Origin of the sequence: Yoonia sp. GPGPB17 (genome assembly GCF_037892195.1) — a bacterium.
GTDB lineage: Bacteria > Pseudomonadota > Alphaproteobacteria > Rhodobacterales > Rhodobacteraceae > Yoonia.
This window is the reverse complement of the sequence record NZ_JATACI010000002.1, coordinates 3,301,575-3,315,703: the sequence shown is the minus strand read 5'-3', so window position 1 is coordinate 3,315,703 and position 14,129 is coordinate 3,301,575. Positions and strand designations below refer to the sequence as shown.

The following is a 14,129-nucleotide window of genomic DNA, read 5'->3' as shown; positions in this document are numbered from 1 at the left end:
TTAGTCAAACGTACCCGTAGACCGGCCCAACAGCATAAAGGCGCGCGCCGTGCGTGTTTCAGCCAGTTCAAGCAAATCGGTGTCAGTCGCATGTTCCTCAAAGCTGACCAACATCTGGTCAAAGCAACGCAGGAAATGATGCACCGAATCCCGGAAAATCGTATCCTCGCGCGTGCGTCGACTAACCAAAGACAACGCAGCCTGATCCCTGATCCCGCCCAGGCGGTCCACCGCCTTACCCCGCGCGCCCTTGGCAAACTGGCGCCACAGATCAGCGGGGGCCGGGGCGGGGCGCAGGTCATCGGTGTAAATGCCGTCTTGCGACAACAACGTCAGCACATCCTGGCTTGCCTGCACCAGCTTGCGCGCACCACGGTCACGCAGGGCGCGACGCAAAGCCGCAAAACCCGCGACATCATTCTCATCATCGGGGAAATTCAAAGCTGTGATAAAGTCAGGGCGATCAACCGGCGGGTTTTCATCCACCTGAGGCGTCTCTAGGGCCAACGCAGGCTGATCTGCCGGGGCTTGCGGCGCCGCGCGTGGCACAATCAAGCGTGACACTTCGCGACGCGAAGAAAATCCGGATTGCGGCGTCGCCCCCCTGGCGCCGCAGGTGGTTGGGGTTGAACCGCAGCGGTAGATGCGGTTTCGACCGCGGGTGGTGCCGCCTGCGTCTCGACCGGCGGAGCGGGTGGGGGCGTCTGTTGCGACGTCAACTGACTGCTCAGCCGGTGCACTTCGGCCTGCGTACGATACAGATCCTCGCGCAGATGGCGGGCTGTACGCGCCAATAATGTTGCGATCCAGATTAGCCCTGCGGGGACGAACACGGCGATCATCACCAAAACCCAATGGCCCACGGCAAATCCACTGTCAGGACCCGCGCCCGACATCGACACCCAAAAGAAAATGCCGATCACCACAACCCAACCCACCGCAAAGGCGATCGCCGTCCCCTCACCAGTGGTCAGTCCTTCGGCCTCGCGGGCGCTATTTGAAATGGGTTGCTGCGACATGGATCGCGCACGTCCTATTTGTAACTAATCGACAATATCTCGTAACTACGCGTACCGCCTGGCGTCCGCACATCTACGCTGTCACCTTCGTCTTTGCCGATCAAGGCACGCGAAAGCGGCGACTTCATATTCAGCTTCCCGTTTTCGATGTCAGCCTCGTATTCGCCCACGATCTGATAGGTCTTTTCCTCGTCGGTCTCTTCATCAACCAATTCAACAGTCGCACCAAATTTGATGGTGCCGGAAAGCTTGGTCGGATCAATGACATCGGCCAGCGATATCACGCCCTCAAGCTCTTTCACACGGCCCTCGATGAAGGACTGCTTTTCCTTGGCGGAATGATACTCGGCATTCTCGGACAGATCGCCATGCTCGCGCGCCTCTGCAATCGCGCGGATAATCGCAGGGCGTTCCACCGATTTCAGATGCTTGAGCTCTGCATCCAGCTTGTCAAAGCCAGCTTGGGTCAGCGGTATCTTGTCCATCGTCACTCCCCTCCCGGGGCAAAAAGTAGAAATCCAGCGTTCATAGTCTATTAGCGGCGCGCCAAGTCAAGGCTTTGCCGCGATTTGATGTCGCGTGAGCCAGTTTTGACGTCGTGTCTTGATTGCCCCGTAGTCTTCCTTGAGGTAACCGTTGCGGCAGCGAATTGAAAGGGCGTGCGCCCGAAGAGTCCAGAGGATGTGACATGGCCGAGATTGAACGCGAAGCGATGGAATATGACGTAGTGATCGTTGGTGCAGGCCCCGCCGGTCTGTCTGCGGCGATCCGGCTCAAACAATTGGACGCTGACCTGAATGTCGTAGTCCTTGAAAAAGGGTCCGAAGTCGGCGCGCATATCCTGTCTGGCGCAGTCCTCGATCCGGTTGGTCTGAACAAGCTTATACCGGACTGGAAAGAAAAAGGCGCCCCGCTGAACGTGCCTGTGAAAGAAGACAATTTCTACATGCTGGGCGAGGCCGGACAAATCCGTATCCCCAACTTTGTGATGCCGCCTCTGATGAACAACCACGGCAACTACATCGTGTCGATGGGCAACGTTTGCCGCTGGATGGCCGAACAAGCCGAAGAAATGGGCGTCGAGATTTTCCCCGGGATGTCCTGTTCCGAGGTTGTCTATGGCGAAAACGGCGAAGTCAAAGGCGTTGTCGCCGGTGAGTTCGGCAAGAACCCGGATGGCACCCCCGGCCCTTCCTATGAACCTGGCATGGAACTGCACGGCAAATACGTGTTCCTAGGCGAGGGTGTACGCGGTTCGCTGTCGAAACAGGTGATCGCGAAATACGACCTTGCGGCCAAATCCGACGTCCAGAAGTACGGGCTAGGCATGAAGGAAATCTGGGAAATCGACCCCGAAAAGCACAGCGAAGGCACCGTAACCCACACAATGGGCTGGCCTTTGGAAGGCAACGCGGGTGGTGGGTCCTTCATCTACCATCTTGAAAACAATCAAGTGTATGTCGGCTTCGTGGTTCACCTGAACTACAAAAACCCGCACCTTTTCCCGTACATGGAATTCCAACGCTTCAAGCACCATCCCCAGGTGGCTGAACTGCTTAAAGGCGGCAAGCGGGTCGCTTACGGCGCACGCGCCATTTCCGAGGGTGGCTACCAATCCATGCCACAGCTCGAATTCCCCGGCGGCGCGCTTTTGGGCTGCGCCGCGGGCATGGTCAACGTGCCGCGCATCAAAGGCAACCATAACGCCATGCTTTCTGGCATTGCGGCGGCGGACGCCGCGGTTGAGGCAATCAAAGCCGGTCGCGGCGGTGATATGCTCGACGGCTACGATGACGCCGTGCGCAAAGGCGAGATCGGCGATGATCTTAAGAAAGTGCGCAACGTGAAACCATTGTGGTCCAAATACGGCCTTCTTGCCTCGCTTGGCCTCGGTGGGATGGACATGTGGATGAACACCTTCGGGATTGGTGTTTTGGGTACTTTAGCGCATGGCAAATCGGACGCCGACGCGACCGAGGGCGCAAGCAAGCACAAGGAAATCGACTATCCCAAGCCCGACGGGACATTGTCTTTCGACCGTCTGACCAACGTATCCTTCAGCTTTACCAACCACGAAGAAAGCCAGCCCGCGCACCTGCATCTGACCGACGCGGATGTGCCTGTCAGTGTGAACCTGGCTAAATACGCAGGCCCATCGGCGCGCTACTGCCCTGCGGGCGTTTATGAGTTCGTGGGTGAAGGGGCCGAGACAAAGTTCCAGATCAACTTCCAAAACTGCGTGCACTGCAAAACCTGCGACATCAAGGACCCCAGCCAGAATATCACCTGGACGGTGCCGCAGGGTGGCGACGGGCCGAACTATCCGAATATGTAAACATGAGCATCCGCGATGAAATCATAGAGTTCATCGCGGCTTTTACTGCAGTCAAACCCGAACGTCTTTCGACCGATGATGTATTCATAGGGAACGGGGTCGAAGGCGACGACGCTGATGAACTCATTATCGAGTTTAGCGAAAAGTTCGGCGTCAATATCGACGATTTTTTGGACTACTTTCACTATGTTGGCGATGAGCCACCGGGGCATCGGCGCGTTTTCCCAGTAGATGAGCAAAAGCAGATCATCCCGTTTCAGCCTGTCACAATAGACACATTTGTGCAGGCTGTGGAGATCGGGCGTTGGCCGATCGTGTATCCACAGCATACCGTCGGTGAAAGCCTGAGATGGAGACTGTTGAAGATAGCGGCGGCACCCCTGCTAGTCATGGGCATCCTTTTCCTAGTATGGGATTTTCTTACCTCCAATTGGTGAAAGGCCGAACCGAGCTTTAAGTCTTGCGCTCCGTCGTCCCTGCATAGGTGATCCGGCGCAATAGCAGCTCAAACGGCCCCTGCCGGAACCACATCCGCCAGATTGAAATCAAGACGATCAGCAAGACGGTCACGCCGATCGCAATCAAGCTGGCCGTCGTCCGGTCCACGGCCTCCCAAAGACCAAACCCATACCCTGAAAAGATGGTCGTTAGAATAATCGACTGCCCCAAATAGATGCTCAGGCTCGATCCCCCCGCGCGCAACACCCCCGCCATAATCGGCCCCGGTGGACGGTCAATGGCGGCAATCAGCCCCAAATACCCCAATGTCGCCAAAGGCGCGATGCTGAACGTTAGCGCTGCTCCTGGCAAGGGTGCACCCCATTGCCACAGGGCCGCGCCAAACAGGCTCAGCGCAACGCCGGGCAGCAAACAGACCCGCCTGGCACGGCGCCACAACGGATGGGCCGCATTGTCAATCATCCCCGACTTTACCGCCGCCAAACCAAGGCAGAACCAACCCAAGGCCGAAATGCCCTGAAACACCAAAAACACCGGCAACGTTAATGCAAACCCGATACTACGAAAAATAGCGGCATCGAGAAAGCTGCCTTCAATCATCGACATGCGCTCGATATCGAAGAACTCGGCGGGTGTTTCATCTGGCGCAAAAACCAGCAAAGGAATGATGATTGCCTGCACAATCAATAAGGCCACGCCGACGCGCACAAGGCGGCGCACCGACCAATCCCGAAACAGGTACAAGATCGAACCCGTCACGGCATAAATCACCAGAATATCACCGGGGAAAAACAGCAAGCCATGGGCTAGGCCTAACAGCAGCAAGCCAAGCATCCGATTGCGGTACACCTTACCGAAAGACAGCCCTCGCCGCGCGGAGGCCTGCATCAAGAACCCAAGCCCGACGCCAAACATAAACGAAAACAACCCATAGGTCTTCAAAAGCGCCAGCCCATGCACCAGAAACAAGGTGATATCGTCAGCCGCTGACTTGGCCACCTGATCCGCCATGCCAACCAGCGCTGAGAGGGCGATGTATTGGACATTGACGATCACAATGCCAAACAGCGCGATCAGACGCAGATAGTCCGGCAAAAGAGCGCGCCGGGTCTCGGCTTGCCTATCTTTCCCACCGGGTTGCTGTTGCATGATCTCTGTCATCGTCCACCCATTTCTTTGTGATCAGCAGCAGCGCTATGCGTATGGTGAATCTGATCCTCTTCACACCAACATAGGCACGTGACCATGGCACTCAAGATGGGCATGATTGGAGCGGCAGGTTTCGCTTAGCATATGCACATTGTTACGATAGAGAGGCGCAAATGATCTGGAAACTCGATCAATCCACCGCAACTCCCGCAGGTGCCGTCGCCTGGGGCAGTGCCGGATCAGGACCGCCGCTTGTGCTGGCGCACGGGTGGCCGTGGTCGTCGTATAGCTGGCATCGCCTTATTCCTGCATTGGCCGAGCGGTTCACTGTCTACTGGTATGATATGTCAGGTTACGGACAGTCAGAGAAATACGCAGATCAGCGCACCGGTCTTGATGTTCAGGGCCAGATCTTTGCATTCATGCTGCATCACTGGGGCCTGAATACCCCGCGTGTGATCGCGCACGACTTTGGCGGGGCCACAACACTGCGCGCCCATCTACTGCACGATTGCGTCTATGATCGCCTCGTGCTGATGAACGTGGTTGCCATGCGTCCTTGGGGATCGGATTTCTTCGATCATGTCGGACGCCATGTCGACGCTTTCACGGGCCTGCCACCGCATATCCACGAAGCTGTGGTACGCGCCTACATCAAAGGGGCGCTGGTGTCACAGATCGATTCAGATGACTTCGAGGCCCTCGTGGCACCCTGGCTGAGTGCTGAGGGACGCATCAGCTTCTATCGCCAATTCGCACAAGCAGATGAACGCTACACCGCAGAGGTTGAACCATTGTTCGGCAACATGCGGTGTCCAGTCCAGATCATGTGGGGCGAGGATGATCCTTGGATACCTCTCGCCCGTGGTCGCGCGTTGCATGAGCTAATGCCAGACGCAGGGTTTGAGACACTGCCGGGCGTCGGCCATTTGCCACAACTCGAAGCGGCTGATCGGGTGCTCGGTGCGCTCTCAGTCTTTCTAGAAGACTAAGAGCGCTTCAAGGCCTATCGCAACACAAACCCACTCGGCCATGTCAGTGTGTAATCAAGGGTGACCTCTTGCTTGTCGCCAGCGGCCACATCCAGGTCCCATTCCAGAATACCGCGCAGGCCCTCGGGGTCGCGGCGCGTCACCGCTGGGTTGGCGGTAAACGCCACCTCCAGATCCTCTTGTTCTGAATAGGGAATTGCATCGCGCAACTTCACGGCCCAGTCCTGCCCGGTCAGGTTTTCAACCGTCATCACCGCTTGTTCGGTCAACTGGTTCGAGCTCGTGAAGACGCCCACGTCACCTTCTGTCTTGTTCGGGATCGCACGGGTGAGGCGCAGCCCGTCAAGCGGACCAAAGCCCATCTCGGTATCCGCCCCAGCGGCCAACAGCGGCAACTGACTGAACCCGATCATCGTTCCATCCGCAAAAATCAGCGCCTGTCCTGGCAACATGACTTCGCCCGTATCGTTGGTGAACTCAGCCATGCGATAGGCGATCTGATCCCGGCTTGGCACGGCTTCGGCCCAGACATCCGTCTCGAAGTTGAGAGTATCCAGCGGCAGGCGCAGGTCCTCCACCCCGTTGCGGATATCTACACGGCCCGGATAGACATAGGTTACTGTCGCGCCACTGAAGTCAGCCTGTGCGGTCACAGCCATTGGCGCTTCCATCACTTCCTCGGCGAAGCCACTGACAACAGAACGCGACATCGTCTGCATGCTATCAGACATCATCACTGCGCCCCTTTCACGCTCCAATTCATCCTCTGAAATGATACGGCGCAACGGTGCCCAAACGCCGCTCGGAGCAATCTGCTCACCGGGACGGGCGGTCGACAGGATCAACTGCACATCGTTCCAGTCCTGACCCGTCTGCTGGCTGATCACGACAGCACGGTCGATGTCCAACGCCGCCGCATCGCCGGTCGTCAGGCGCATGTCATAGACCGGCGACCAGTTCGCAAACCCTTCGACCGCGCTGACATCAACCGTCACCTCGCCTGCTTCGGCCACTGCCAAAGTAAAGGTCAGAACCGATCCGTCCTTCTCTGTTTGCAACAACGCCGCCAAAGCCTGCCGTGCATCCTGCAACGCCTCAATATCATCCTCACGGGCCAACTCTGCAACCTGGGCCTCGCGCTCTGCCGCGAATGCCGCCTCGCGCACGGTGAGTGTTTCCGTGCCAACCATCTGCGCCAGCGCCTGAATATCGGCAATAGAGGCCGTGCTCAGCGCCTCACCCGCATTGGCCTGCGACAGGCTTTGCAAGAACGCGATTTGTTCCTCTGCGGCTTGCACACGCAGCCTGATCTGTGCAATTGCAGCGTCCCTGTCCCGCAACACGGCCTCCAACCGTTCGACCTCATCACGTCCGGCGATCACCTCTGGTGCGCTCTGATCCGGGGTAACCGGCAAGCGATCAAATGCCAGATTCACAGCGCCCACCTGCGCGCCAGCAGGTGCCGCCAAGCGCAGGCCTTCGGTGGACAGCCCCTCTGGCATGCCGGGCACGATGATTTCATGCTGGCCCGCAGGCAAATCCAACGTCACGTGCCGGGTCACAGTCGCCAGACCCGGATAGATTGTCACGGTGTCGACACGCGCCTCTGCGGTAAACGTATCAGCAAAGGACGGGGCGGCGAACGCGATCAGGCTGGTGGTCAGAAAGAAGCGATACATGAGTGGTCTCCTGCATATGTTGCATATCATTATACAGGCTTTGACGGATGGCAGTTGACGATCCTTGGCGCGTTTGGCAAATAATTTCCGCTTCACGCAAAATGGGCCCCGCATCTGCTAGGGGGTGAAGTGCGCGGGGCCCGACACCACTAGTGCCAGCGGCGCCCCCAGCTGCGGCGTTCCCAGCGGTCAATACGCGGTGTATATTCGATCCCATTACGGTCCAGCACGCTTTCAAGGCGATCAACCCGGTCTTCAATTACATCACGCGGGCCAAGATCAACCCGTTCATCCCGGCGGCTTTCGCGCCGGTCAATTCGGTCTTCAACGCGATCAAGGTTGACATGACTGTCAGCTGCCGCAGGCTTTGCCGTGACGGGAATGGCAATTGTAGTTGTCAAGGCAAGTAAGATCATTGCACGTTTCATATCCGTGTCCTCCTGTTGTCATCAGATATGCGGGTTCAACGGAACAGGTCGCGATCTCCGTCGCCCGGGGGTTTCACGAAGCATGACAAAATGAAACGCGGCAAGAACAACGTGCAGCGCAACGACTACCAGCTATCCTTCAGCGGCAAGATCAAGCCCCACTCTGTCTCTTGTGGCGATCCGAAGGCTTCGAAACCCAGCTTTACATAGGCGGCAATGGGACGGGCATTCCCGGGATGGGGGTCCGTGGCAATCACAGGCACACCGGCATCAAAGATGCGCGCATCCGCACCGCAAATAAGGGCCAGCCCATGCCCCGCACCGATCATCGTCGGGTCCCCGATATACTGGTCAATCCCACAAAACCCCCGGAGGGAGCCCGGCAAAGTAATGATCATCCCAGCCGTGCACCAATTAGTCCGGCATATACGCGAACAGCCGCGCACCGCCCGACACGAGCCAACGCGCGACCAGCGGATCATCAAGTGTCTGTTCTTAAATTTAAGTTTCCTTCAACGCCCGTTCCAGCATCCCTTTCAAAGCCTCTTCTTCCGTATCCGAAATCGGGGCCAGAATATCGCTGATGGTTTCGGCAACAGCTTGCTGCAGGGTGGCCACGACCGCCTCGCCTTCAGCGGTCAGAGAGACAAGGCTGACACGCGCATCCTGTGACGAAGCCTTGCGCTTTACCAACCCTTTCGTTTCCAAAGATCGGATCGTGCGGGTCATCTGGGATTTGTCACGCGCCACGCGCCGGGTGAGCGCGTTCAACTCAGGGCATCCCATCTCGGCCAGTGTCAAAAGAACGAAACCACCGCCCGGGCCCACACGCGCCGTATCAAATGCGTGCGCCTTTGACTGCAAGCCAAAGTGAATCCTTCGCATGAAGCGATCAATCAACAGGGCCAGTTCGGTATCTTGCGTTGCCATACTTATGTTGACTCAGTCCACTAAATGCCGATAGTGGACACAGTCTACCATTAAAGCATCCATACCAGCTTGCAAACCGACTTAAACAAAGGGGCGTTCAAATGACCAGCAGATACAGACTTGCACTTCAGATTGCAGCGGTGCTTTGGGTGATATGGGGCCTGGTCCATATGTTTGCGGGCATCATGACAATATCGCAGGACACAGGGGCCGCAGTAGCCGGGATCGCCGATGCGGTAGACCCCACACTGTTGGAAAATGATTATCACCCAGCGGTTGGGGCAGTGATCAACCAGCACGGCTTCAATCTGCTTTGGATCGGGGCATTCACCGTGATTGGCGGGTTTTTTATCTGGCGGCAGTCCGTGGTCTGGATCTTCATGACAGCCATCGTCGGTTGGGTGACGGATGTTGGCTATTTTGTCTTCATGGACCTTGGTGGTTTTGTGCACTTCGTCCCGGGCACAGTCATGACCATCATATCATCGGCAGCCGTCGTCATAAGCTTCTGGGCCTATTTCACAGGTATGCGAGGGAAGGACACGCTTACCGCCGCCACATAGTCGGACACACAAATAAAGACTGCTTCACATGAAAAAAGGGCGCCTTAAGGACGCCCTTTTCAATTCAGTCAGACCGGGCTTAGCCCTTCTTCAGGCATTCCCGTCCCAGTAGTTCGGCAATCTGCACCGCGTTCAACGCTGCACCCTTGCGCAGGTTATCAGATACGCACCACAGGTTCAGACCGTTATCAATCGTGCTGTCCTGCCGGATGCGGCTGATGAAGGTCGCAAAGTCACCCACGCACTCAACCGGGGTTACATAACCGCCGTCTTCACGCTTATCTATCACCATCACACCAGGGGCTTCACGCAGAATATCGCGCGCCTCATCCTCGTCGAGGAACTCTTCAAACTCGATGTTCACCGCCTCAGAATGGCCCACGAATACAGGGACACGCACACAAGTGGCCGTGACCTTGATTTTGGCATCAACGATCTTCTTGGTCTCGGCGACCATCTTCCACTCTTCTTTCGTCTCACCGCTGTCCATGAACTTGTCGATATGCGGGATCACGTTGAAGGCGATCTGCTTGGTGAACTGCTTGGGCGGCTTGTCGTCGGTGGGGTTGTACATCGACTTGGTCTGGTCCCACAGCTCATCAATCCCGCCTTTGCCAGCGCCCGAGACAGACTGATAGGTGCTGACAACGACACGCTTGATTGTCGCGCGGTCATGCAAGGGCTTGAGCGCGACTACCATCTGGGCCGTCGAGCAATTCGGGTTCGCGATGATGTTCTTCTTAGCGTAACCGTGCACCGCTTCGGCATTCACCTCTGGAACGATCAAAGGCACATCCGGATCATAGCGATAAAGCGACGAGTTATCGATCACGATACAGCCTGCCGCAGCGGCCTTAGGCGCATAAATCTTCGTGGCATCGGACCCAACTGCAAAGAGCGCCATATCCCAGCCCGTGAAATCAAAGGTATCGAGGTCTTTCGTCGTGAGTGTCTTCTCGCCAAAGCTGACTTCTGTGCCAAGCGATTTCCGGCTGGCAAGTACAGTAAGCTCGTCGATCGGGAAAGCCCGCTCTTCGAGGATGTTCAGCATTTCGCGGCCCACGTTCCCAGTGGCGCCAACGACGACGATTCGATAGCCCATTTGGCTGCTCCTTGTTACAGATGCGCCCCTTTACCTTGTGGGGTGCGGAAGGGAAAGGGGCAGAGAGGATGGAGGCAGGGCAAGCGTCAACAGAAACCATGTCGCCATGTGCCTAGGAAGGGCCTTACCTTAGTAAGGGATCAGACTGACATGGACGATCTTGAGGCTTGTTGGTGTTCGCTGCTCGGAACGGCTCGGCAGACCGGGCATCCCCACCATCATCAAGCTCAAAAGATTCACTGCCGACGTACATCCTAGTGAAACGGTTTTCGTCTTCGTCTTCTCAGTTCTGCGACTGTGATCCCTAACAGCTGGGCGGCTGTTACTTCATCGTCATCGCGCAGCATGAGAGCCTGCTCGATACAAATCTTGGCTACTTCATCGACGGCAGCCGTCATAATGTCGGCGAGCGGGGCAGAGCCAACCAGATCGCCTGCGAATGATTTGGCTGCTTTAGCCCGTGCAACCTCTACAAGCAATCGACTGTTTTCGTCTTGCCAACGTGCATTCAGTTCGGTCATGGGACGCAAGTCGCGGCATACAACCTGCCTTACTTTTCCGTATGGCGTACCCACACGGAAGTGTTTTGCCAGAAGCGGAATTTCGGCGGCAACGCCCACAACAAAATTCAGATGCCGCCATCTGTCATTTCTTGATGATGTGCCTGCATTGAGGTTCAGCAATGGAGCAATCTTGCCAATGCTGTCCTTTGCCACAATCTCGGCAAACGTCCGGCCAACCCAACTCGTCCGAAGATCTACGTCGAACTTCTCTTTTTCCGGCACCATCACATCGAGGATCAGACTATCCATCGATAAGAGAATACTGACATCGCCGCTCATTGCCAGAAGCGCTGCGGCATCATATCCGCGCCACGGGTCTTCGCCTCCGATATCAGTTGGCCGCTCATCCATTAAACCGGCCCTCACGAAGCTTTTGTTTACTCCAGTCTCGTTCAAAGAACTGCAGAGCGTCCTGAGTTGAAGTTGCAACCCAGTCAGCCCCCAAAAACCCATACTGATCTGAAGCACCACTGATGGCGTTGCCGCCAATCAGTGTCTTGATGTCAGCATTCATCGAGTATTGTTTCACGTCGAGGATCAGATCTGCCAATCCGTCCAGGCGACTGTCGGTGCCGACCGAGATACCAACCACATCTACAGATTCAGTACTGAGCCGCTTCATCAAACTCTCGGAACCGAAGCCGTAGTAAAGCTGCGCATCCCATCCCATACGCATGACTTTATCCACCAGCATTTGTGGGCCAAACGTATGCTGTTCTGCATCTGGGATATAGATAATAGCGCGTCCAATAGACAGCGCATTCCCGGGGAATTCGGCCGATGTCGTGGTTAGTTCATCAAGCGTCCGCCGCAACGTCCAATACGTTTCGGCAATCTCTCCGATGGGAAGCGTATCATCCTGCCAAATCTGATCCAGTTGTGTGATCGCCCCCATCGCCAGCGCGGGCCAATTGCCGGACATCTGACCAAGCTCTGTTGCTTTCGAAACATCTCTTGAACGAAGGGCTGAAAAGAATGCACTACTCATAGTACTGGATGTTTCGTGCGCTGAGCCGAACGTGCTGGGTTCCGAAAGAACAGATGCAAGACCGCGAACACCATGCATCGTCCAATCGCCCGTTTGCCCACAATCATCGCATCGTTCATCAAAAAAACCCGTCACTAAATGCTCCGCAGTGTCACACCCCTTAGCCAACATGGTAGGTCTCGTAAGAATAACCAGCGGGGCGCGAAAAATTGATAACCCATATGTGTCAAGAAACTGGACGATAAGTATAGACCCGCGTCGGCGACCTAACCCGCGCTCGCTTCTGCAATGAATATGTAACCGGCTCCATAGACAGTTTTGATAATACGGGCGTTTTGTGCGTCATCGCCCAACTTGGTACGCAGCCGCGAAACCTTAACATCAATCGAACGATCATAGGCGTCATCTGCCCTGCTACCCAGGTAATCAAGAATCTGTTCGCGTTTGATCAGGCGGTTCGGCGAGGCCAGAAACATCTTCAGAATCTCGTTCTCAGCAAAGGTAAGGCTTTGCGTTTCGCCCGCATCATTTTTCAATTGAAGAAGGTTCAGGTCCGCTGTCCAGCCGCCAAAGCGCACGATCGAAGGCTCACTCTTGGTTGCTTCCGCATTGGTCCGTCGCAAGATGACACGCAGACGCGCAATGACCTCTTCCAACTCGAAAGGTTTAATAATGTAGTCGTCTGCGCCCAGTTCCAACCCAACAATTTTATCTTGCGTGCGCGACCGACCCGAGATGATCAGGATTGGCGTGTCCGACTGGCTGGCAAAACGGTGCACCAGTGCCAGCCCATCACTGTCGGGCAAACCCAGATCGATGATGCATGCATCCGGCGAGATTGTTTTGCAGGCTTGCTCAAATTCTGCTGCGCGCCCGAATGAGCGCACCCTGAAACCCGCCTGTTCCAATCCGTCGGTCAGTATGCTGCGGATTTCCGGCGTATCATCAAGAACCGTAATCAGCGGCGCAGGTTTCATGAGAGTTTCACCTCGTTCATTCTCGTGGCCAAGGCATCAAATTCGAATGGTTTGTGCAAGACCGGATAGGTCGTTGCGACCTTCTGACATTTGGGATCATCTTGCGGCAATCCGGTGATGATCAGGACCGGCAGATCGTTGCGGTGTTCTTGCAGATGTTCAGCCAACCTGCGACCACAACCCCCGTCCTTCAGCATCAGGTCTGTGACCACGAAGGTGATGTCACCGACCAAGGCCAGTGTCTTGGCCTCTTCCGCATTGTCGGTTTCGACAACTGCATGCCCCATGCGTTGCAGATAGTTTCTGACGGTTTTCCGAATATCAACGTTGTCTTCAACAAGCAGAACCACGCCGGGTTCAACAGGCTCTGCCGGTTGATACGGTACAAGAATTGACACCCGCGCGCCGCCCTCTGCCCGATTTGCAAGCCTGACCGTACCACCGCTTGAACGTGCAAAATCAAATGTAGTCGAAAGGCCCAAGCCGCGACCTGCCCGGTTCGATCTGGACGTATAGAAAGGGGCCAGCGCATTGGTCAGCGCATCTTGGGAGAACCCAGAGCCGGTGTCTTCCACACAAAATGTCAGATAGTTAGCCGCGTCAACGAACACAGTTATTGAGACCGTTCCGGCGCCATCAATTGCATCAATTGCGTTCAGCACCAGATTAAGCACGGCATCTTGCGCAAATCCCGCATCAATCATGATATGTGACGCGTCGACGCGATTGATCACCGTCAGTGCAATCCGGTCAGGCGTTGCTGCTTTGGCAAGAAGCGTCGTCTGTTTGAGAAACCCCTCAAAGTCAGTCAGGCGGATATTGATTGATCGTTGCGCATCCAATTCTCCAAGACCGCCGATCAAGTCTCCACCGCGGCGCGCCGCTGATTTTATTGTTTCAAGAAACTGGATCGCCTCCGGCGGCATCCCATCCAGCTTGGCCAAC

The 14,129-nt window shown here is 56.0% G+C and carries 17 protein-coding genes; 4 read left to right on the top strand and 13 right to left on the bottom strand.

Translation table 11 applies throughout. The features are described 5' to 3' along the window. From QTO30_RS17465 to greA, 3 genes are read right to left on the bottom strand one after another with little or no spacing between them, the layout of a single operon-like run. On the bottom strand, positions 1 to 555 hold the full coding sequence (locus QTO30_RS17465; RefSeq protein ID WP_340425334.1) for a hypothetical protein: 555 nt from the start codon (positions 553 to 555) through the stop codon (positions 1 to 3). Beyond that, positions 552 to 1,019, bottom strand: coding sequence for a hypothetical protein (locus tag QTO30_RS17460; RefSeq protein ID WP_340425332.1), 468 nt, complete (start codon positions 1,017 to 1,019; stop codon positions 552 to 554). The genes QTO30_RS17465 and QTO30_RS17460 overlap by 4 nt, the downstream gene beginning before the upstream one ends. Before the next feature lie 14 nt (positions 1,020 to 1,033). Continuing rightward, positions 1,034 to 1,504 carry a transcription elongation factor GreA gene (gene greA, locus QTO30_RS17455; RefSeq protein WP_340425331.1) on the bottom strand — a complete coding sequence of 157 codons (471 nt, stop codon included), beginning with the start codon at positions 1,502 to 1,504 and terminating at the stop codon, positions 1,034 to 1,036. A 203-nt stretch (positions 1,505 to 1,707) separates the two neighbouring features. On the opposite strand from greA, the gene QTO30_RS17450 reads away from it, so the two are divergent. Next, the gene (locus QTO30_RS17450) at positions 1,708 to 3,354 is read left to right on the top strand and encodes an electron transfer flavoprotein-ubiquinone oxidoreductase (protein ID WP_340425330.1); all 1,647 of its coding nucleotides are present in this window, start codon (positions 1,708 to 1,710) and stop codon (positions 3,352 to 3,354) included. A 2-nt stretch (positions 3,355 to 3,356) separates the two neighbouring features. Further along, the gene (locus QTO30_RS17445) at positions 3,357 to 3,791 is read left to right on the top strand and encodes a DUF1493 family protein (RefSeq protein ID WP_340425329.1); all 435 of its coding nucleotides are present in this window, start codon (positions 3,357 to 3,359) and stop codon (positions 3,789 to 3,791) included. A gap of 16 nt (positions 3,792 to 3,807) precedes the next feature. Here the strand turns inward: QTO30_RS17445 and QTO30_RS17440 are convergent, their stop codons facing one another. Next, positions 3,808 to 4,974: a DUF418 domain-containing protein gene (locus QTO30_RS17440; RefSeq protein WP_340425328.1), complete on the bottom strand. Its 1,167-nt coding sequence runs from the start codon at positions 4,972 to 4,974 to the stop codon at positions 3,808 to 3,810. Positions 4,975 to 5,135: 161 nt separating this feature from the next. Between QTO30_RS17440 and QTO30_RS17435 the strand changes: the two genes are divergently transcribed. After that, positions 5,136 to 5,954 (top strand): alpha/beta fold hydrolase, encoded by an 819-nt coding sequence (locus QTO30_RS17435; RefSeq protein ID WP_340425327.1) that lies wholly within the window; start codon positions 5,136 to 5,138, stop codon positions 5,952 to 5,954. Between the two features lie 14 nt (positions 5,955 to 5,968). Here the strand turns inward: QTO30_RS17435 and QTO30_RS17430 are convergent, their stop codons facing one another. The 4 genes from QTO30_RS17430 to QTO30_RS17415 form a co-directional block, all read right to left on the bottom strand. Continuing rightward, the gene (locus QTO30_RS17430; RefSeq protein ID WP_340425326.1) at positions 5,969 to 7,633 is read right to left on the bottom strand and encodes a DUF4139 domain-containing protein; all 1,665 of its coding nucleotides are present in this window, start codon (positions 7,631 to 7,633) and stop codon (positions 5,969 to 5,971) included. A 149-nt stretch (positions 7,634 to 7,782) separates the two neighbouring features. Further along, positions 7,783 to 8,061, bottom strand: a complete 279-nt coding sequence (locus QTO30_RS17425; RefSeq protein WP_340425325.1) for a hypothetical protein — start codon at positions 8,059 to 8,061, stop codon at positions 7,783 to 7,785. A gap of 125 nt (positions 8,062 to 8,186) precedes the next feature. After that, a complete protein-coding gene (locus tag QTO30_RS17420; protein ID WP_340425324.1) occupies positions 8,187 to 8,447 on the bottom strand; it encodes a hypothetical protein in 261 nt (86 codons plus the stop codon). 115 nt (positions 8,448 to 8,562) lie between these two features. Next, complete coding sequence (locus QTO30_RS17415) at positions 8,563 to 8,991, bottom strand: MarR family winged helix-turn-helix transcriptional regulator (protein WP_340425323.1); 429 nt, start codon at positions 8,989 to 8,991, stop codon at positions 8,563 to 8,565. A 101-nt stretch (positions 8,992 to 9,092) separates the two neighbouring features. On the opposite strand from QTO30_RS17415, the gene QTO30_RS17410 reads away from it, so the two are divergent. Continuing rightward, complete coding sequence (locus QTO30_RS17410; protein ID WP_340425322.1) at positions 9,093 to 9,554, top strand: hypothetical protein; 462 nt, start codon at positions 9,093 to 9,095, stop codon at positions 9,552 to 9,554. A gap of 79 nt (positions 9,555 to 9,633) precedes the next feature. On the opposite strand, the gene QTO30_RS17405 is transcribed toward QTO30_RS17410, so the two are convergent. The 5 genes from QTO30_RS17405 to QTO30_RS17385 all read right to left on the bottom strand — a co-directional run bounded on the left by QTO30_RS17405 (position 9,634) and on the right by QTO30_RS17385 (position 14,110). Beyond that, positions 9,634 to 10,656 (bottom strand): aspartate-semialdehyde dehydrogenase, encoded by a 1,023-nt coding sequence (locus tag QTO30_RS17405; RefSeq protein ID WP_340425321.1) that lies wholly within the window; start codon positions 10,654 to 10,656, stop codon positions 9,634 to 9,636. A 254-nt stretch (positions 10,657 to 10,910) separates the two neighbouring features. After that, positions 10,911 to 11,570: a hypothetical protein gene (locus QTO30_RS17400; protein WP_340425320.1), complete on the bottom strand. Its 660-nt coding sequence runs from the start codon at positions 11,568 to 11,570 to the stop codon at positions 10,911 to 10,913. After that, complete coding sequence (locus QTO30_RS17395; RefSeq protein ID WP_340425319.1) at positions 11,563 to 12,207, bottom strand: hypothetical protein; 645 nt, start codon at positions 12,205 to 12,207, stop codon at positions 11,563 to 11,565. Before QTO30_RS17395 ends, QTO30_RS17400 begins: the two co-directional genes overlap by 8 nt. Before the next feature lie 266 nt (positions 12,208 to 12,473). Then, a complete protein-coding gene (locus QTO30_RS17390; RefSeq protein WP_340425318.1) occupies positions 12,474 to 13,184 on the bottom strand; it encodes a response regulator transcription factor in 711 nt (236 codons plus the stop codon). Further along, positions 13,181 to 14,110, bottom strand: coding sequence for an ATP-binding protein (locus tag QTO30_RS17385; protein WP_340425963.1), 930 nt, complete (start codon positions 14,108 to 14,110; stop codon positions 13,181 to 13,183). Before QTO30_RS17385 ends, QTO30_RS17390 begins: the two co-directional genes overlap by 4 nt. Between the last annotated feature and the right edge of the window lie 19 nt (positions 14,111 to 14,129).

Coding starts and splice junctions, on each gene's coding strand:
- QTO30_RS17460 (WP_340425332.1), bottom strand. CDS start 1,019: ATGTCGCAGCAACCCATTTCAAATAGCGCCCGCGAGGCCGAAGGACTG.
- greA (WP_340425331.1), bottom strand. CDS start 1,504: ATGGACAAGATACCGCTGACCCAAGCTGGCTTTGACAAGCTGGATGCA.
- QTO30_RS17450 (WP_340425330.1), top strand. CDS start 1,708: ATGGCCGAGATTGAACGCGAAGCGATGGAATATGACGTAGTGATCGTT.
- QTO30_RS17445 (WP_340425329.1), top strand. CDS start 3,357: ATGAGCATCCGCGATGAAATCATAGAGTTCATCGCGGCTTTTACTGCA.
- QTO30_RS17440 (WP_340425328.1), bottom strand. CDS start 4,974: ATGACAGAGATCATGCAACAGCAACCCGGTGGGAAAGATAGGCAAGCC.
- QTO30_RS17435 (WP_340425327.1), top strand. CDS start 5,136: ATGATCTGGAAACTCGATCAATCCACCGCAACTCCCGCAGGTGCCGTC.
- QTO30_RS17430 (WP_340425326.1), bottom strand. CDS start 7,633: ATGTATCGCTTCTTTCTGACCACCAGCCTGATCGCGTTCGCCGCCCCG.
- QTO30_RS17425 (WP_340425325.1), bottom strand. CDS start 8,061: ATGAAACGTGCAATGATCTTACTTGCCTTGACAACTACAATTGCCATT.
- QTO30_RS17415 (WP_340425323.1), bottom strand. CDS start 8,991: ATGGCAACGCAAGATACCGAACTGGCCCTGTTGATTGATCGCTTCATG.
- QTO30_RS17410 (WP_340425322.1), top strand. CDS start 9,093: ATGACCAGCAGATACAGACTTGCACTTCAGATTGCAGCGGTGCTTTGG.
- QTO30_RS17405 (WP_340425321.1), bottom strand. CDS start 10,656: ATGGGCTATCGAATCGTCGTCGTTGGCGCCACTGGGAACGTGGGCCGC.
- QTO30_RS17400 (WP_340425320.1), bottom strand. CDS start 11,570: ATGGATGAGCGGCCAACTGATATCGGAGGCGAAGACCCGTGGCGCGGA.
- QTO30_RS17395 (WP_340425319.1), bottom strand. CDS start 12,207: ATGAGTAGTGCATTCTTTTCAGCCCTTCGTTCAAGAGATGTTTCGAAA.
- QTO30_RS17390 (WP_340425318.1), bottom strand. CDS start 13,184: ATGAAACCTGCGCCGCTGATTACGGTTCTTGATGATACGCCGGAAATC.
- QTO30_RS17385 (WP_340425963.1), bottom strand. CDS start 14,110: ATGCCGCCGGAGGCGATCCAGTTTCTTGAAACAATAAAATCAGCGGCG.